Here is a 16,774-nt window from a genome sequence, read left to right as displayed (position 1 = left end):
AGTCGGCATGTAACTCAGGAGCGTGTGGAATGTCGCCGCGTTTCGTATTTTCACTTGCAGTCTTTACGGTCTTCGCGGCAGGCTTGGCGCAATACGCGGATCAGGCGCTTGGCGCGCTCGGCACCGGAGCAATCAACGTCTGGAACTTAAATTCGGCCGCCATGGATGACGCAGGTGCTGTCAAGTACGTGAAGGACGCGAGCATCGCCTTGATCGGAGTCGGGTGGCCTCTTGCGCTCGGTTTGAATCGCTTTCGGGGGGGAATGCGTACGTTTATTCTGATGTTCTTCACGTGGATTCTTTGCATCGTATCGGTGGGACTCGTGCCGTTCATCGCAGGTTGGACGCCATTGTTCTTCCTACCTGCGGGATTGCGCTGGGTTCTGCTGATTCATGCGTCATTCGGCCTGTTTGTGTTCGCGAGTTTGCTGCCGGCCGAGAAGCGGGGACAAACGGCCCTCGTCCTCGCGTTGCTCGCGCTTGCCGCATTGGACTTTTACGTTGTCCTGCGACAATGGATACAACTCGGACAAATACAGCAAGTTCTATTTACGCAGGATCGGTACACGGGCCTGTTCAGTAACGCGGCGCTAGCAGGCATGTATGCGATTTCGCTTGCAAGCATGGTGCTCATTCTGGACCGCGCCCGGCTGTGTTATCGGCTTATATTGCTCTGCCTCGCAGTCGCGATTGCCGTCTCTTCGGGAACGCGATTCGCTATGCTCAGTATCGCGTCCATCGTCGGCGTAGTAGTTTGGGAAACGCTTGCGGGACGGCTGAGCCGTAATGATCGGATGCTGCTGGTGGTGACTGCGCTACCGATTGCTATTTGCCTCGCAATCGTTGGCTATTCTCACATGGTGGAAGCGGTCGGCCGCGGTGATGTGCTGACTGATCAACTCGACGAAGGCGGTCGTTTATCCAACCTCGGGAAGATAGCGGAGCAGTTGTCAGAGGCAACGCCGGGAGAACTCTTTTTGGGGCGGGGCCTCGGGGTAGGCACGAACACAGCCGTCATGCTCCTCCAGCGTGCGGGCGTCGACCCTGAGCAATACCGGTTCAATCAGATCATCGATAACGCCTTCGTGACGATGCAGTTTCAAATCGGAATTGTGGGTATGTTAATTTTCTCGACGGGTGCGACGGCCTTTTTCTGGCGCATCCGTCCGCGTCATTCGAGGCGTCAGTCAGTTCGATATGTGGTGTTCGTTGGGATCACGATTGCAGCCTGCATGGACGTCAACCTGTTCGAGCAGTATCCACTGGTGACGACTCTGATGCTCTGCTTTGGGGACATCTACGGGTGCTCTCTCGGCGCGTATTTGTCCACGCGTCGATCACGTGGCGTTGACTTGCCTGGCACTGAAGCAGGAGTCGCTGACGTGGAGCAGCAGAAATGCTTGTTTTCATAGCGCCTTACAGCGCCTCTAACCGTGGGGCGAACGTGAATCTGGGCGCCGCACGCAAGGTGGAGTTTTTTCTGGCGTTGGCATCGCAACTTTCCAAGGATGTTCTTTTGATCAATACGGGCCACATAGAGGCAGGATGGTCACGTAGAAAATGTCGGGATTCCGTCATCGGCACGCAACGCATTCGGGAGATTTCGCTTCGCTGCTACCCTGTAAGGCCCATCGGCAAGCTGCTGAACCTCTTCGAAGTCTTGGCGCTGAGCGATGAGATAGCGAAGGTCGGCAAGCCCGAAGCCGTATGGATCTATAACGCGTACGCGTTCGAGTCGATGCTCGCTCGCGTGCTGACGCACCGGTTCGGTGCGCGTCTGATCCTCCAGTTCGAAGATTGGCTGCTTTCTCGTCGCCGCTGGCATCCGAAGCCGTTGCTCGACTTCATCGCATGGCGATACGTGTTACCCGCTCCATCGTTATGTCTTGCGGTTAACGATCACTTATCGACACGCGAACATCAACGCAGCGGTTGTCCCGTGGTGCTGTGTCCGGGCGTGGTGTCGGACGATCTCATTGAAGCTTGTGGACAGCGGCGTCCATTCTCGCGAACGGCAGATGCTAGAACGATGGTTGGCTATTTCGGTGGGCTGAGCGTCGAGAAGGGTGCTGACGTGGTTCTCGACCTGATCCGGAAGTCCGGCGGACGCCTCATGTTTCACGTCTGCGGAACGGGTCCTCTGGCACGCGAGTTCGTCAGGCTGTCCGCCGAAGATTACCCCGTGCACTTCCACGGTCGGGTGGACGAAAGAGTCTTGTTCAAATTGATTTCCGACTGTGACGTGCTGGTGAACCCGCATGTTTCGATAGAGAAAATGGGTAACGGGGTCTTTCCTTTCAAGGTTGTCGAATATGTCGCGTCGGGAAGATTGGTCATTTCCACCGAACTTCCCCCGATGAGCATGAAGGAGATTCACGACGCCATATGCTTTGTTTCCGCGGATGCAAGGTCCATCGCCGATGCGTTGGCAAACGCAGAGCAGACGTATCGCCGCAAACGCATGAGCATCGAGCGGGCAATGAAAGCAGCCGCCCAACTTTTGACGCGGGACGCGCTAGAAAGGACGATATCCAGGGCTTTGAGCAGTCGAATCAAGGACTAGTCCATTGAACCAATGAAATTGCACTGAGCTAATAGTGCATGGGAAAAATGAATCTGAGTGAAAGCGAGCGCGACGAGCTGATGTCGATGCAGCGCAGCCGCACGATGGCCGTTGGCCAGGTGAGGCGTGCGCGGTTGATCTTGCTGCTCGACGAAGGAGCCTCGCGTGCGGCGATCATGGCGGAATTGCGTTGCGATTCGCGTTTCATTACAACGTGGCAAATGCGTTTCACCTGTGAGCGTTTGGCTGGGTTGTACGGCAGACATCCAGGCCGGGCACCGCGACCTGACCTGGCGGTCCTTGAAGCGAGAGTGCTCGAGTACACACTGCGACGTAAGCCGGCCGACGGCTCGACACACTGGAGCAGCCGCAAACTGGCGGCACAGTTGGGCATGGCCTTCGTGACGGTGCAGCGTATTTGGCGCAAGCACGACATTCGGCCACATCGTCTCGATACCCACATGATGTCCAACGATCCCGACTTTGAGGCGAAGGCAGCCGACGTGATCGGGCTGTACCTCAATCCGCCGTTGCATGCGGTGGTGTTCTGCGTGGACGAGAAGACAGCCATCCAGGCGCTGGATCGCAAGGACCTGATGTTGCCGCTCTCGCCTGGACGCGCCGAGAGCCATGGCTTTGAATACAAACGCAACGGCACCCTGAGCCTGTTCGCCGCATTGAATGTTGCCACCGGTGAGGTGCTGGGCGAAACCGCGTCACGCCATACCGGTGCCCAGTTTGTTGCGTTCCTCACGGAGGTGGTATGGGCACAGCCGCGCGGAAAGGAGATTCACGTGATCTGCGACAACGTGAGCAGCCACAAAACCAACGCCGTTCAAACATTTCTGGTTGACCATCCGAAAGTGTCGATACATTACACCCCGACGTATTCGTCATGGCTGAATCATGTCGAGAACTGGTTTGCACGCATCCAGCGCGACGACATTGCGCGTGACGTATTCACCAGCACCAAGGATCTCAACAAAAAGCTCATGCGTTATATCTGTCAATACAACAAGCAGGCGCGCCCATTGAAATGGAAGTACTCCGATCCATCGCGGCGAATCCGGTGCAATTCATCCGGTTCAACCGACTAGGCCGACGCTTTGATCAAGCCGCTCTAACTGGAATGACCTGTCGTGGCCTTGAAAGTGACATGATTTGCTGGCATCGAGGGACAGGAACCGCAGTCGGCAGACGGGTACCCTGGATACCAGGGGCGGAACTTCAATCCGTGGTGCAGGATCGCGCATGCCGCGTGAATTCGTCAGGCGCTGGCGAGCCCGGTACGCTGCACGTCATTCTCGAAGTCGGCGTAGGTTGAGGCGATGCCCTCTCTGAGCATAATCGTGGGCGCCCAACCCAGAGCGGCGAGCTTCGATACGTCGAGCAACTTTCGCGGCGTCCCATCGGGCTTCGACGAGTCGAATCTCAGCGATCCAGAAAAACCGACGACATCGCAGATCAGTCGTGCGAGGTCGGCAATCGCTATGTCCTTTCCATATCCGACATTAAACATGCCCTCGACCAGGTCGTTGCTCAGGAGGACGAGAACCGCGGACGCCAGATCGTCTACATGAAGGAATTCCCGTCTCGGCAATCCGGAGCCCCATACCGGGAGCGATTCGAGTCCGTTCAGCTTTGCCTCGTGCGCCTTGCGGATGAGCGCGGCCAGCACATGGCTGCCTTGAAGATCATAGTTGTCGTTGGGGCCATAGAGATTCGTGGGCATCACCGATATGAAGCGCGTTCCGTATTGCTTGTTATACGCTTCACAAAGCTTGTGACCCGCGATCTTTGAGATGGCATAGGCCTCGTTGGTTTGTTCGAGAGCGCTCGTGAGCAGGTAATCCTCTTTTATGGGCTGAGGGCAAAGCTTTGGATAGATGCACGATGAACCGAAGAAGACGAGCTTCTGTGTGTGACTCTTGAATGCTGCATGAATCACATTGGTTTCGATGACGAGGTTCTCGTAGAGAAACGAAGCCGGCTGAGTCGAATTGGCATGAATTCCGCCGACTTTGGCTGCGGCCAGGAGGACGACGTCTATATGCTCTCGAGCGAAAAAATCCATCACGGCGCGCTGATCCAGCAAGTCGAGCGACTGTCTCGAGGCCGTGATCACGTCATCATATCCGGAACTGGCAAGGCGCCGAAGGAGAGCCGAGCCGACCATTCCCTTATGTCCGGCGACATAGATGCGAGAGTTTCTGTTCATGTGAATGGCCAATAGTCGAGAGAGACACGTCGGTCGGAACGTGAGTTGCCCCGCCACTTGATTCAAAGGGCTACGACGTGCGGTTTCATCAGCTTAGCAATGCATATGGACCATTCAAGGTCATGGCGGACGGTGCCAATATATTGGCGCGGTCCGTGTGCACCTCTCCGCGGTCGTTGCCGAGGATATAGAGATGCGCGAGGTGACGCTGCAACGTAATACCCCGGTCAGCCAACTTCATTCCGTATTCGGCCATCTGACCGTGTGACCGCCGAACCGATCCTATGCTTCGGGGACGCATGAAGGACCTCCGTGGGCCAATTTATGTCGTAAGCGGCCCTGCTCCCGGAAGGTTCGGTGTGTCGGGATACTACCGGCTCTCTTCGAGGAAAAAAATGGAAGCTCTACCGATAACGGGCAACGCAGAGGTCGTTCATGACTCGAATTTCGAAGTAGTCTCGTTCGAAGGTGAAACGCTCGCCATGATCATCCGGGATTCGTTCTCGAGAAGTGGTGTGAGTTTCTTTACTCCGAAGGAGTTTCCTCAGCAACTCGCGTACATGGAACATCCCGCCGGAAAAGTGATCGACGCGCATCTTCACTGCAAGTTGGTGCGGCAGATCGAATGGACGCAAGAGGTGCTCTTCGTCAAGCGTGGCCGTGTCCTGGTGAAGTTCTATACGCCCGATAAGGACTACCTGTCGAGCCGTGTATTGTACGCGGGCGATGTCATCTTGCTGGCGTCGGGCGGTCACGGCTTCGAGATCCTTGAGGACGCGTCTTTCTTCGAAGTCAAACAAGGTCCCTATATGGGAGAGCAGGAAAAATTGCGCTTCGCGTCCGCAAACCTGAGCCGATGCAGTGAAGCGAGCAACGGCCCGGGCGTCGAGCTTGAAGTTAAGGACGGCGCGCGATGATTCCGGTCAACGAACCCCTGCTCGACGGAAAGGAGCGCGTCTATCTGAACGAATGCATTGAAAGCGGGTGGATTTCTTCGGACGGGGCGTTCGTCGAGCGTTTCGAACGTGCGATGGCGGGTTACGTCGGCCGCAGACACGCGATTGCCGTCGCGAACGGCAGCGCTGCGTTGGACGTGGCGGCGGTGGCTCTGCGGCTCGGTCCCGACGACGAAGTTATCATCCCCACGCACACGATCATATCGTGCGCATCGGCCATTGTTCGCACCGGTGCCCGCTTGAGACTGGTCGACTCAAGTCCGGATACGTGGAACATGGACGTGACGAAGATCGAAAGCGCTATCACGAGCCGGACACGGGCGATCATGGCCGTGCACACTTTCGGTCTGCCGGTGGACATGGCTCCGTTGCTGGATATCGCAAGAAAATACGGCCTCGTTGTGATCGAAGATGCTGCGCAGGCAATCGGACAAACCTATAACGAAGCGAAGTGCGGCAGTTTCGGCGATATATCGTGCTTCAGTTTCTACGCCAACAAGCACATCACGACGGGGGAAGGGGGCATGATCGTCTGCGACGACGACGAACTGGCTACGCGCGCGAGAAGTTTGCGGAACCTGTGTTTCAAGCCAGAGAGGCGATTCGTCCACGAAGAGCTTGGCTGGAATTATCGGATGAGCAACCTCCAGGCGGCTGTCGGGTTAGCGCAATTCGAGAAGCTAGATGCGCACATCGCGCGAAAGCGCGAGTTGGGCCGCCGCTACGAAAGCCTTTTGCAGGGAGTGCCGGGAATCGGGCTGGCGCCGGTGGCATTGCCATATGCCGAGAATGTCTATTGGGTCTTCGGTATGGTATTGGACGACAGCTTGCCCTTTGATGCCGACGAGCTCCGGTCCATGCTGGCGGAGGCAGGTGTCAGCGCGCGGCCGTTCTTCTGGCCGATGCACGAACAGCCGGTTTTTCTCAAGCAAGGGATGTTCAAGGGAGAGAATTTCCCGATTGCCGAACGCATGAGTCGCAGGGGATTGTATCTGCCGAGTGGTCTCGCGCTTACCGAAGCACAGCAGGACTACACAGTGGGCGTGGTGCGCGACATGCTGGCCACCGCCTTTTCGCGAAGTTTCTGCAACAGCAGGTCAAGTTCAGCGCGGTGCTGACCGACTGCTCGCCGCAGCGAATATGGCCCGTCACGCAACGGAACAAACACTTGATCCGGGTGGCAGGTGGTGGCACGCGGCTTTCGGCGAGCCGCTTTGACGCGATGCGCTTAGCCAGCGCAGGACTGCCTGGCGGTTCAGCCTCGACTCATCGACGAGGCTGGCTATGACATGCCATTCGTTGTATTTTCCGACGTTTTCTCGCTCGGGCTGTTTCCGAGCATCACCGTTTTCTCGCGACGAATGTCGCTGAGAGATCGGTAGCACTCAACTCGCCGCCCATGCACTTCAAACTGTCCAGGACCTCGAATCCGCTGAGGTCCAGCATCAGTTCGATCTCGGGCTTGAACATGTAGCGCATCACATGCGTCTCGAGGACGGTCTCGACCGACTGCGTTTTCAAATCCGTTAGCAGGACGGTGTAGCTGAACGCGACAGTATTGTCATGAGGACGCATCGTGGGCTCGGCGATTTGTATCACCGCGGTTTCTTCGCTGGAGGCGCGTTTGATGCGTACGTCGGGCGGAGCGGCGAGGACCGCGGGTCCGTACCAGCAATCGAACACGAACAGTCCTGATGGCCGCAGGTGCGTCGCGGCGGTGTGACACATCGCCATGAAATCGGAGTTGGTCGTTTGATAGCTCGCAACATGGAAGAGCGAGACGACTGCGTCGTAGAGTTCATTCGTGCGGACGATCCGCGCGTCGCCTTGCTGAAACGTCAGTCGCTTCGCTACTGCGCCTGGCAGAGTGGTACACCTGGCAGCGGCTCGGGCAAGCATATCGGCGCTCATGTCAACGCCAGAAACACAAAATCCCGCGGCTGCGAATTCCGCCGCGTGGCGTCCGGTGCCGCAACCTAGATCCATCACGTGACGTCCAACTATTCCGTACCGCCCGAGCAATCCGGTGACAAACGACGCTTCCGCCTTGTAGTTCTTGTCATGATAGAAAAGATCATAGTATTGCGAATATTTCGTGCTGAAGCTCATGAAGCGACTCCATGTCTGGTCGTATGGCGGTGGCGAAGTCACGCGTGACGCGAACGCACTCTTGTTTATCCGAAGGCAACCAAAGCCAAAGCCAAAGCCAAAGCCAAAGCTCAGGGTGCTCATGAGAAAGGGTATCTAGCGGGGATTTTCAGACTACATGCATGACCGTTTTCAGCAAGGTGTTGACGGGTCGTTTCCTTGCTGAAGCATTCGCCGTCTGATCGGTCTATCGCTCAGCAAGTCCAGTGGGTCGGGAAACCCTGATGAGCGGCTGTATGGTTTTCACTTTCAGCACTGAAGAAATCAGAGGATGTTTTGGTCTTGTTGATACTGGGAGCGACGTTCTCGGCCAGAAACATGCTTTTGGCGGACACCACGGCAATGGTGGATCGAATATGGCACTAAGCTCACGAGGTCATACGCTTTCCACAGCGTTCCAACGCAAGCCAGAGCAGCGATCTAGAACCGAAGCAAAATGGAGGTAACGGCATGTCCCACGCTACTAGCTTAGGCGATGCAGGAGATAACGGTATTTTCCACCGATTTAAAGAACGCGCGGTCAAGCTCATAGGAATTTTGTTGTACGACGGTTTTTCGCTGCTGGAAGCGGGCACCCTTGCCGAGGTGCTTCATATCGCCAACGAGATTCAGTCTCGCAGTCTGAGAAGAAACGCGACTTACAGCGTCCGTCTAGTCTCTGCCTGCGGTGGGATGATAGCCTGTTCGTCATCCGTTTGCGTTTGGACGGAGCGCCTGGGCGGCCAGCGGTTCCAAGGCTTCGACGCACTGTATATTGCGGGCGGACCCGGCGCAAAGCGTGCAGCCGCCGACGAGGTGCTCATTGGGTTATTGACCATAGCATGTTCGCAGACCGGCGTCGTCAACCCTCTCGGCAACGGCGACTTGCTGCTGGCGGCAGCGGGCATTTCTCGCCGCGATTGGGCTTCGGTCGATCCGGGCATCTGGAGTCCGGAGACGTCTAACGTCGCGGCGTCGACCGAAGGCGGCGATGCGCTGATCAACTCGCTCGCGCTCGTGAAGCGGGACCTCGGATACGACATCGCGACAGCGGTTGCCGATCACTTCACCGTCTCCAAAGATCAGAATTTGACGACCATGCTGAGCACCATGGGAACGAACACGCAGGCGGAAAAGGCACAGGAATCCGCGCGCTGGCTCGAGCGAAATTGCGGACGCCCGGTTTCAATAGGCGACGCGGCTCGTACGGTGGCGATGAGCGAGCGGAACTTCCTGCGTCTGTTCAAGCGCGAGATGGGAGTGACACCGTCGCAATATCTGTTGCGAGCGCGCCTCGATCTCAGTTGTGAACTGTTGGTCAGAAGCGACTTGCCGATAGACAAGATCGCTCGCAGGGTTGGACTGACGAATGGCGAGCGGCTTTCGAAAGTGTTCAGGAGGCAATTCTCGATGTCGGCGACGGAATACCGCTGTCGAAAGAAAAGCGGCGCCACGGCCGATCCTGTGGAGAGGTCCGCTTAAGGAGCTGGCGAGGGAAAGTTTCGCCGCGAGACGAGGAGGCCTTCGAATCAGTTGGTCGGCATTCAGATTCAAATATTTTCGAGGAGAAACAGATCTTCACGCATCTGTTCGCCTCGGAAGCTCGATGTCCGAGGGCCGCATGAGCGTCATATGAGCCTTGCACAAGGGCTTTTCTCAGGAAGCCGTCGGACCGGCCAAATACCTGCCTTAATCAGTCACGAACGGCACCAGCAAGCTCGCGCAATCTAAATTCAAACAGGGCGCGAGAACCGTTGTCGAGCGCTGCAATCGTCATATAGATGGCCAAGAAACGTGGAGCGAGGAGTGACGAATTCAAACGGTTCCTTGGAACGGCCTATTCGCATGGTCGCGTTTATAGACTATGAACATACCTCTGGTGGGGGTTATCAGCAGGCGAAGAATGCTGCCTTGCTGCTAAAGAGTCTTCCGCCGGAACTTTGCGCGGTTGAGTTTGTGACGACGCGGCGATCCACCATCGATGATCTGCGACGCAGCGGCATTGAGCCTATTTTTTTCCCGGTGCCCCGCTTGCGCGGACTGGCGGCGAGACTCGGTTCAATATATAGCCGTGGAGGCCCGCGCGCGTTTCTGCGGAAACCGGGCAAGATGGCTTCGGTGGACCGCTTGCTTTCGGTGATGCGCGCGGACATTGCGTACTTCACAACGCCGTCCAACCTCGCACTGGCGATTGATCGATTCAACTACCTGTTCACCGTTTGGGATCTGTCCCACCGCGACGACGTCGAGTTTCCCGAAGTCCGGATCAAGCACGAATTCGAGCGTCGCGAATTTCTGTACGGATCTGCCTTGAAGAAGGCCTGCGGCATCTTCGTCGATTCGCAGGCCGGCCGCGAGAAGGTTGTCAGGCGATATGGAGTAGACAGCGAACGCGTGCATTTGATGCCATTCTCGCCCGCCCGCGCGACAGTGCTTTCCGAGGAGGCGTACGTGGAGCACTTCGTCGATGTCAAGACGAAGTACAAAATTCCGCGCGATCTGAAATACGTCTACTATCCCGCGCAGTTCTGGTCGCACAAGAACCATGTGTTTCTGTTGAAGGGACTGCACGCGCTGGAGTCCCGCTATGGCATCCGTGTAGGTGCGGTCTTCACAGGAAGCGATTTCGGCACCATGAGATACGTGCGTTCGGTCGCCGCCGATCTCGGTCTGGGCGAGCGTGTGTTCTTTCTCGGTTTCGTTCCGGACGGCGACGTGCCTTACTGGTATCGCGAGTCGAACGCGTTAGTGATGCCCACATATTTCGGCCCGACGAATCTGCCGCCACTCGAGGCGTTCAGTCTGGGCGTACCGGTCCTTTACCCGGACCTCGAGGCGCTGCGCGAGCAAGTCGGCGACGCGGGACTGCTGGTCGATCTGGCTCGGCCCGACAGCATGGCGGATGCGCTTTTCAGTCTGATCGACCAGCCTGCATTGCGCCAGTTGATGATCGAGCGCGGCACGCGGCGTCTTGCGAGCAACGATGACGCAGCCCGCTTGTCGACGCTAGCGCGGGTGCTCGAACGATATCGCACCCGTGCGGTGTGTTGGGGAGAGGAAGCCTGGATGAATTAGAGTACGGTGAGGTCACAGACGAGACGGGCGAGATCCGCGATTGCAGTGTCCCCGTCCCTATCCGATATTGAAGACGCCTTCGGCCCCGTCGGCGTCGAGCAAGGCCAGTGCGGCCGACCCGGGGTCGTTGACGTGCAGGAACTCCCGGTTCGGAGAGTCGGAGCCCCAGACGGAAATCGACTGAACGCTTTGTGCGCCCAGGACGGCGAGATGATGGGCGACCGACGCGCCGATGACACCAGCGCCAATCACGATGAAATCGTAGTGGCTCATGTGGACCTCTGTGTGGGCAATGAGGCGAATTCTAGGAAAACGTTGGCTGCACCAATTTTGTATTAGGCAAACTTATGCCGAGCCAATGCAATTACTCATCCTGCACACCAACCCTGTGAACCCCGGCACCATGCTGTCGTGCCGCACAGGATGACCGGCAAGTCACCCATGCGAGCGGAGCATTTCAAGAGACTAACCCCGACCCCGATCGATCTGCGCGCGCTACAGGCATTCGTCGCCGTGTGCGAAAGCGGCTCGATGACGTGCCGCGAAGCAGCTCGGCCTGAGCCAGAGCGCGGCCCGAATGTAACGGGGCGCGCGTTGGTGGAGTTGGCGGGGCCATTGATCGAGCATGCGCAGATGGTCAGAGCCCGCATCGGCGATGCCTCGCATACGGGCAAGATGCCGGTGCGGCTGGGTTGCGTCGATTCGTTCGCGGCGACTTTGCCACGATTTCACGATTCTTGCTCGTTCTTCCATAAACAGCAGATCAAGCTATAGCCTGGTTGGATACGAGGCGCTCCAGTGCCTCGTCAAACAACGGCCGAAAGTCAAGAGAGTTGTCAAAGCAACTAAGTGCGCGCCTTCGGTAACCTTCGTAATCTTCGGCGATGCGAGAGAGCGCATCCAGTATCTCGGAGGGCTGACTGACAGCGATTCCGCATCCGCTGACATCCATCATCCGCTGTAGCGAAGGCAGATTTCGCACTACGACCGGGATCCCGTTTCGCAGGCAAAATGCCAACTTCCCAGATGCCGCTGCCATCTGGTGAAAGTTTGGCCCTATATCGTCCGCGTAATAAACCACCCCTGCCCATGCGGATGCGTAGATGCTATCGAGCTGGTCATAAGGAACTGGATCAAGTGACAAGATAGCCCGATTCTGGCTCGCGTTCGAAACTTCGCGGATGTACGGATCATCGATGGTACGGCGGCGCCGTTCATGAAATAGCAATCGATAGGGGTCTGGCCACGAAGCTGCGGCGCGAGCCAGTTCAATGGATTGCATTTCTCGAGAAATCATGCCTGCATGTAAGACGATCCTGATATTGGGCGGCAGTGAAAATCGGCGATGAAGAAAAGCAGTGTCGACACCGCCTGGACGACCCATAGGGGAATTAGGCACATATGCTATGCGCTGCTCAGTGAATCCGTTCTCGAGAGCTAGCGAACGCGCCCGCTCTTCGTCTTGAGCTATGACGAGGTCTGCTCCACGACTCAGCGAGATCTCGCGCTTCTTCGCCCAGCGTATGACTGGGTTTCGGATAGTGCTGAGTAGATATATTTCGAGTGACCAGTAAGCCAGGCGACGAACCTTTGATTTACGAGCCACCGCGTTTGCCGCTATCAAACCAAATAGGTCAACACCGAATGCGACGTCGTAGGATCGTCCCCGCAGCTCGTCTACCGCTCCGAACGCGAAATCATGTACGCTAACCGCCAATGCTGCACAATTCAATGCGCTTCGTATCCACGCCGGGCACCATCGTTGGCTTTCTAGGCCCCGGTTCTTTTTCTGCAGAGCTATGATCGTCACACCCGCTGGGAACCCGGGCGCGTCCGGATAATCCGCACCAAGATCTCGCACGACTACGTCGACTCGATAGCCATTTTCAGCCAACCGACGGATCGCATTGATGATGCTCGGGGCCGCCCCGATGTACTCTTCCCAAAAACAGATCAGCGCTCGCGGGGCGGGCGGGTTCGGCATGGTGGTCTCCGCATTCGTTTGTCGCCTCGAATCGACTTTCCGTAGGTCGTCTTCTGCTATAGGCCGGGCTATGCAGAAAAATCGGCTTCGTTAGCGATATCTTGGTAGCGAAATCTTAATGTAACTTCAGGTTCAGCCGCCGGTACTGGCGGATAATGGCAAGTAGTTGGCCGACGACGCGGCGCGTTTGCAATAGCAATGTGAAACAGACGGCGCGATCAAATCTGAACTGCAACACCTTCCTCGTGTAAGGTGCGCACATGCAAAAAAGAAGAACGTATCAGCAGCTTCAGCCTGAAGAGCGCATGACCATTGCAAGCATGAAGCAGCAGGGTTCGAGTGTTCGGCCATGGCCCGAACTGTGAGCCGCGAGCTGACCAGAAACACGTGTTCTGTCGTGGGCTATGCGTCTGCCCCGGCGGAGTCGCTCAGCACGAGCCGACGCCGGCAATCAGTCTTCCGTCGGCGTGCTGGTTGAGCGCACCAGTCGCCTGGTGCTGCTGGCGAAGATGGAAGACGCCACCGCCGCTTCGGCACTGGCGGGCTTCACTGCCAAACTGAATTCGATCGCCGCCCCACTGCGCCAGAGCTTCACTTACGACCAGGGTAAGGAAATGACCCGGCATCAGGAGCTCAGCGCCGCCACCGGCGTGCGTGTGTACTTCTGCGATCCGCACGGTTCATGGCAACGCGGTACCTGCGGGAACACCAACGGGCTGCTGCGGCAGTATCTGCCCAAGGGTACTGACGGCACTATCACGTTGCTGAGACGGTCGGGTAAGCTTGGTACAGAACCATACCTTTGACAGGTGAGGCACAAGCGAGTCCATTAAAAGGCTTCTCGGAATCTCTGTCTCGCCGCAGTCCTCGAAGTTTTTATTCAGTTCCCGACCAATGACAATATCAGGAAGTTTCGCATCGAGGCAACGGCGCAGCGCTTCGATGATCTGTTTATTGAACTCTAACCCACGCTTATAGCACCCTCGAAAATGTGCGCGATATCCAGTTCGCGCATTGAAGAACCAATCGAATAACCCAACGCCCACGGCGAATTGGACAATAGCGCGGGAGTCGTCCGGTTGGGCCTCTGCGTGTTCGCGTCCGAATCGCACTACGCCGAGACCGAACGCCTCGTCCAATGCCTTCACGGTTGCCTCCAGCTGTGCGCTTGGCGGTCCTGCCATTTCGGAGATATTCACAGCAACAGCATGAAGCCGCTCAACAAATAAACCGAGCCGGATTGCGGGAAAGGTCAGGGTTTCGGGGATGGTTTTTCAGGGTTGTATATCTCAATGCAAGGCAAGCCCGCGACGCGGGCGCGTCAGCCCGTAGGGAAAGCATCGCGGGGAGTCGGTGTGCAACGTTGGAACCCCGGCCCTCTGGCCGACGAAACCGCAGGACGCTTCGTCGTCGCCGAGATAGTCAGCGAAATTATTGAACGCCCACCACGAAGCGCGCGCGAGTTCCACGTTCTGGCGCACCGAATAGTGCGTGCGCAACAGGCCGGACGACTGTGACGTGCTGCCCGCGCCGATCATGCCCTGTTCGATAATCAGCACCCCGTTGAGCTTTGCCTCGTGTGCCGTACGGATGAGCGCAGCTAGCACATGCCCGTTCTGCAAATCATCGTTGTCGTTCGGACATCACCGATATGTACCGCGTTCCGTGCTGTCGGTTATACCCCTCGCAGAGCTTGAGCCCGGCGACCTTCGCGATAGCGTAGGCTTCGTTGGTATGCCCGAAGCTGCTCGTGTGCAGGTACTCTTCCTTGATGGGCTGCGGGCAACACTTTGGATAAGTGCATGATGAACCAAAGAAGAGCAGATCAGGTGGTGCGTGTGAGACCACCTGGTACCGCGAAACTCGCTTCAGCCAACGTCATGGCATATTCGGTCAACCCGTCTAGTGACCCTGGAACTGCTCCTATGCTTGCAGACGCGTGAGGTCGTTCCCTCTTCATCAAGCGGGGCCCCTATGTGGGAGAGCAGGAGAAAGTGCGCTTCACGGCGAACCCATAACCGATGAATCGAATTGGCGATGCCGGGAAGTACGTGTTCGACGCAAGACCAGAGGGGTGGATGATGGAAGACGCGGTGAGTTCTGAAGACGCAATGGCAGCGGCGATCGCAGAAGCGTCGCTCGGGCACTCCTGTCGGCGCATCGTCCCGGTCATTCTCGCAGGCGGATCGGGCACGCGCCTCTGGCCGATGTCGCGTGAGCAGTTTCCAAAGCAGTTGATCGATGTGGTCGGACGGGATTCATTGCTGCAGGCTACCGTCACACGGATGGAGGGTTTCGTCGGCGGCTTCGACGTCGACACTCGGCCGATTATCGTGTGTGGGGAGGAACACCGGTTCCAGACAGAAGAGCAGGTGCGGGCGTGCGGCGTCTGCGCGAAGATTATCGTCGAGCCTGCGCGGCGCGATACGGCGCCGGCGCTCACGCTCGCGGCGCTCGCAGCCGTTAATCAGGATGACGACGCGATCATGGTGGTGATGCCGTCTGACCATTCCATCTCAGACATTCCGGCGCTGCATCGTGCGATCGCAATTGCCGCTGAATATGCCGAACGCTCCATGATCGTGACGCTCGGCGTTGCGCCCACACGGCCGGATACCGGCTTTGGCTACATCCGAATCGGCGACGCCCTCGAAAACGGCGCACATCTGATCGACCGCTTCGTCGAAAAGCCCACGACCGAACTCGCCGCGCAGTACGTCGCTGCAGGCACCTACTGGTGGAACAGCGGCATCTTCATCGTGCGAGCGGGCGTGTGGCTCGAAGCGCTAGCCAAGCTCAACGGCGACATGCATGCGGCCTGCACCGCGGCGTTCGCGGAAGGCAAGGCGGACGACAACTTCATTCGTCCTTGCCCGTTTCAGTTCGGCCGTGTGCCGGCGGATTCCATCGATTATGCGGTAATGGAGCACATCGGCGCGGCCGGCTCGCCTTGCAAAGGCGTGGTCGTGCCATTGGCGGCGGGATGGTCGGACCTTGGATCCTGGGATGCCGTGTGGGAAGCGATGGAGAAGGACGGGCTCGGCAACGTCGCGAGCGGGCGTGTCGTTTTCGAAGGCGCGACCTCGAGCTATGTGCGCGCCGAGGGCGGGCGGCTGGTTGCATGCGTTGGCACCTCCAACGTAGTCGTCGTCGACACGGACGACGCCGTGCTCGTCGCCGACCGCTCACACGCGCAGGACATCAAGACGCTGGTAGCGCGCTTTCGCGAGCAGCGCGCGCCTGAAGCCGAGACGCACCGGAAGGTGCGCCGTCCGTGGGGCTTCTACGATGCGATCGAGCGCGGCGAGCGGTTTCAGGTGAAGCGCATCGTGGTTGCGCCAGGCGCTCGCCTGTCATTGCAGATGCACCACCATCGCGCCGAGCACTGGGTCGTCGTGCGCGGCACCGCGCTCGTGACACGGGGCGAGGACCAGTTTCTTCTTTCAGAAAACCAATCGACCTTCATTCCGCTCGGCGTGCAGCATCGGTTGGAGAATCCGGGCAAAGTGCAGCTCGAAATCATCGAGGTTCAATCGGGCAGTTATCTCGGCGAGGACGATATTGTGCGCCTGGACGACTGCTACGGCCGAATTTGACCCTCGGTTGATACGCACGTGAGACACCAACGTCTCACCAACTTCTATCCGCCGGTGTCATGCCGGCCTCATCCTTTATGCGCGCTGCGCCGGACACTGCGATCCGGGAGATGTGCCCCATCTGATTATCGGTTACTTTCAGCAACCCGTCGGCCCTCCGGGCACATCACACTCCAACCTCGTGAATGTCGAACTGCGTGCCATCCGGCTGGTTTCGGCTTCAGCCCTGAATCAGCGGGAGCCTGAGCAAAAGCG

Annotated in this window: 13 protein-coding genes and 3 pseudogenes; 10 read left to right on the top strand and 6 right to left on the bottom strand. The window is 57.7% G+C overall.

Annotation, left to right across the window (positions count from 1 at the left end):
* Nucleotides 1-29 precede the first annotated feature (29 nt).
* The 3 genes from OKW37_RS32155 to OKW37_RS32145 are packed head-to-tail and all read left to right on the top strand — an operon-like array spanning nt 30 to nt 3,660.
* Nucleotides 30-1,412 carry a hypothetical protein gene (locus OKW37_RS32155; protein ID WP_429403317.1) on the top strand — a complete coding sequence of 461 codons (1,383 nt, stop codon included), beginning with the start codon at nt 30-32 and terminating at the stop codon, nt 1,410-1,412.
* Nucleotides 1,397-2,563: a glycosyltransferase gene (locus OKW37_RS32150; protein ID WP_429403316.1), complete on the top strand. Its 1,167-nt coding sequence runs from the start codon at nt 1,397-1,399 to the stop codon at nt 2,561-2,563. Before OKW37_RS32155 ends, OKW37_RS32150 begins: the two co-directional genes overlap by 16 nt.
* A 38-nt stretch (nt 2,564-2,601) precedes the next feature.
* Nucleotides 2,602-3,660: an IS630 family transposase gene (locus OKW37_RS32145; protein ID WP_429403315.1), complete on the top strand. Its 1,059-nt coding sequence runs from the start codon at nt 2,602-2,604 to the stop codon at nt 3,658-3,660.
* A 170-nt stretch (nt 3,661-3,830) separates the two neighbouring features.
* Here the strand turns inward: OKW37_RS32145 and OKW37_RS32140 are convergent, their stop codons facing one another.
* Nucleotides 3,831-4,781: a GDP-L-fucose synthase family protein gene (locus OKW37_RS32140; protein ID WP_429403314.1), complete on the bottom strand. Its 951-nt coding sequence runs from the start codon at nt 4,779-4,781 to the stop codon at nt 3,831-3,833.
* Nucleotides 4,782-5,176: 395 nt separating this feature from the next.
* On the opposite strand from OKW37_RS32140, the gene OKW37_RS32135 reads away from it, so the two are divergent.
* Together OKW37_RS32135 and OKW37_RS32130 are read left to right on the top strand one after the other, a co-directional pair.
* A complete protein-coding gene (locus tag OKW37_RS32135; protein WP_184068038.1) occupies nt 5,177-5,698 on the top strand; it encodes a hypothetical protein in 522 nt (173 codons plus the stop codon).
* On the top strand, nt 5,695-6,855 hold the full coding sequence (locus tag OKW37_RS32130) for a DegT/DnrJ/EryC1/StrS family aminotransferase (RefSeq protein WP_429403313.1): 1,161 nt from the start codon (nt 5,695-5,697) through the stop codon (nt 6,853-6,855). The genes OKW37_RS32135 and OKW37_RS32130 overlap by 4 nt, the downstream gene beginning before the upstream one ends.
* 223 nt (nt 6,856-7,078) lie before the next feature.
* Here the strand turns inward: OKW37_RS32130 and OKW37_RS32125 are convergent, their stop codons facing one another.
* Entirely contained in the window at nt 7,079-7,846 is a 768-nt protein-coding gene (locus OKW37_RS32125) for a class I SAM-dependent DNA methyltransferase (protein ID WP_429403312.1), read from the bottom strand.
* A gap of 489 nt (nt 7,847-8,335) precedes the next feature.
* On the opposite strand from OKW37_RS32125, the gene OKW37_RS32120 reads away from it, so the two are divergent.
* Entirely contained in the window at nt 8,336-9,346 is a 1,011-nt protein-coding gene (locus OKW37_RS32120; RefSeq protein ID WP_429403311.1) for a GlxA family transcriptional regulator, read from the top strand.
* Between the two features lie 324 nt (nt 9,347-9,670).
* On the top strand, nt 9,671-10,939 hold the full coding sequence (locus OKW37_RS32115) for a glycosyltransferase family 4 protein (RefSeq protein ID WP_429403310.1): 1,269 nt from the start codon (nt 9,671-9,673) through the stop codon (nt 10,937-10,939).
* A gap of 57 nt (nt 10,940-10,996) precedes the next feature.
* Here OKW37_RS32115 and OKW37_RS32110 read toward each other — a convergent pair whose 3' ends face one another.
* Nucleotides 10,997-11,212, bottom strand: a complete 216-nt coding sequence (locus OKW37_RS32110; RefSeq protein WP_429403309.1) for an NAD-dependent epimerase/dehydratase family protein — start codon at nt 11,210-11,212, stop codon at nt 10,997-10,999.
* A gap of 150 nt (nt 11,213-11,362) precedes the next feature.
* On the opposite strand from OKW37_RS32110, the gene OKW37_RS32105 reads away from it, so the two are divergent.
* A complete protein-coding gene (locus OKW37_RS32105; protein WP_429403308.1) occupies nt 11,363-11,713 on the top strand; it encodes a hypothetical protein in 351 nt (116 codons plus the stop codon).
* Here OKW37_RS32105 and OKW37_RS32100 read toward each other — a convergent pair.
* Entirely contained in the window at nt 11,703-12,923 is a 1,221-nt protein-coding gene (locus OKW37_RS32100) for a glycosyltransferase (protein WP_187617758.1), read from the bottom strand. The genes OKW37_RS32105 and OKW37_RS32100 overlap by 11 nt on opposite strands.
* Before the next feature lie 449 nt (nt 12,924-13,372).
* Here OKW37_RS32100 and OKW37_RS32095 point away from each other — a divergent pair.
* Nucleotides 13,373-13,672, top strand: a pseudogene (locus OKW37_RS32095) (IS30 family transposase); the annotation flags it as partial.
* 636 nt (nt 13,673-14,308) lie between these two features.
* On the opposite strand, the pseudogene OKW37_RS32090 reads toward OKW37_RS32095, so the two are convergent.
* Both OKW37_RS32090 and OKW37_RS32085 read right to left on the bottom strand, forming a co-directional pair.
* A pseudogene (locus OKW37_RS32090) lies at nt 14,309-14,464 on the bottom strand (NAD(P)/FAD-dependent oxidoreductase); the annotation flags it as partial.
* Nucleotides 14,465-14,482: 18 nt separating this feature from the next.
* Nucleotides 14,483-14,747 (bottom strand): annotated as a pseudogene (locus tag OKW37_RS32085) (NAD-dependent epimerase/dehydratase family protein); the annotation flags it as partial.
* Nucleotides 14,748-15,034: 287 nt separating this feature from the next.
* Between OKW37_RS32085 and OKW37_RS32080 the strand changes: the two are divergent.
* Nucleotides 15,035-16,519: a mannose-1-phosphate guanylyltransferase/mannose-6-phosphate isomerase gene (locus tag OKW37_RS32080; protein ID WP_429404336.1), complete on the top strand. Its 1,485-nt coding sequence runs from the start codon at nt 15,035-15,037 to the stop codon at nt 16,517-16,519.
* Nucleotides 16,520-16,774 lie beyond the last annotated feature (255 nt).

The sequence above is a fragment of the Paraburkholderia sp. MM5482-R2 genome, from assembly GCF_050436125.1.
GTDB lineage: Bacteria > Pseudomonadota > Gammaproteobacteria > Burkholderiales > Burkholderiaceae > Paraburkholderia > Paraburkholderia tuberum.
Note: the sequence above shows the minus strand (reverse complement) of the source record. Positions and strands in the feature narration are given on the sequence as shown.

Excerpts from the sequence above, each read along its gene's own strand:
- OKW37_RS32145 (WP_429403315.1), top strand. The coding sequence starts at position 2,602 with ATGGGAAAAATGAATCTGAGTGAAAGCGAGCGCGACGAGCTGATGTCG.
- OKW37_RS32120 (WP_429403311.1), top strand. The coding sequence starts at position 8,336 with ATGTCCCACGCTACTAGCTTAGGCGATGCAGGAGATAACGGTATTTTC.
- OKW37_RS32140 (WP_429403314.1), bottom strand. The coding sequence starts at position 4,781 with ATGAACAGAAACTCTCGCATCTATGTCGCCGGACATAAGGGAATGGTC.
- OKW37_RS32135 (WP_184068038.1), top strand. The coding sequence starts at position 5,177 with ATGGAAGCTCTACCGATAACGGGCAACGCAGAGGTCGTTCATGACTCG.
- OKW37_RS32155 (WP_429403317.1), top strand. The coding sequence starts at position 30 with ATGTCGCCGCGTTTCGTATTTTCACTTGCAGTCTTTACGGTCTTCGCG.
- OKW37_RS32130 (WP_429403313.1), top strand. The coding sequence starts at position 5,695 with ATGATTCCGGTCAACGAACCCCTGCTCGACGGAAAGGAGCGCGTCTAT.
- OKW37_RS32150 (WP_429403316.1), top strand. The coding sequence starts at position 1,397 with ATGCTTGTTTTCATAGCGCCTTACAGCGCCTCTAACCGTGGGGCGAAC.
- OKW37_RS32125 (WP_429403312.1), bottom strand. The coding sequence starts at position 7,846 with ATGAGCTTCAGCACGAAATATTCGCAATACTATGATCTTTTCTATCAT.
- OKW37_RS32080 (WP_429404336.1), top strand. The coding sequence starts at position 15,035 with ATGGCAGCGGCGATCGCAGAAGCGTCGCTCGGGCACTCCTGTCGGCGC.
- OKW37_RS32110 (WP_429403309.1), bottom strand. The coding sequence starts at position 11,212 with ATGAGCCACTACGATTTCATCGTGATTGGCGCTGGTGTCATCGGCGCG.
- OKW37_RS32100 (WP_187617758.1), bottom strand. The coding sequence starts at position 12,923 with ATGCCGAACCCGCCCGCCCCGCGAGCGCTGATCTGTTTTTGGGAAGAG.
- OKW37_RS32105 (WP_429403308.1), top strand. The coding sequence starts at position 11,363 with ATGACCGGCAAGTCACCCATGCGAGCGGAGCATTTCAAGAGACTAACC.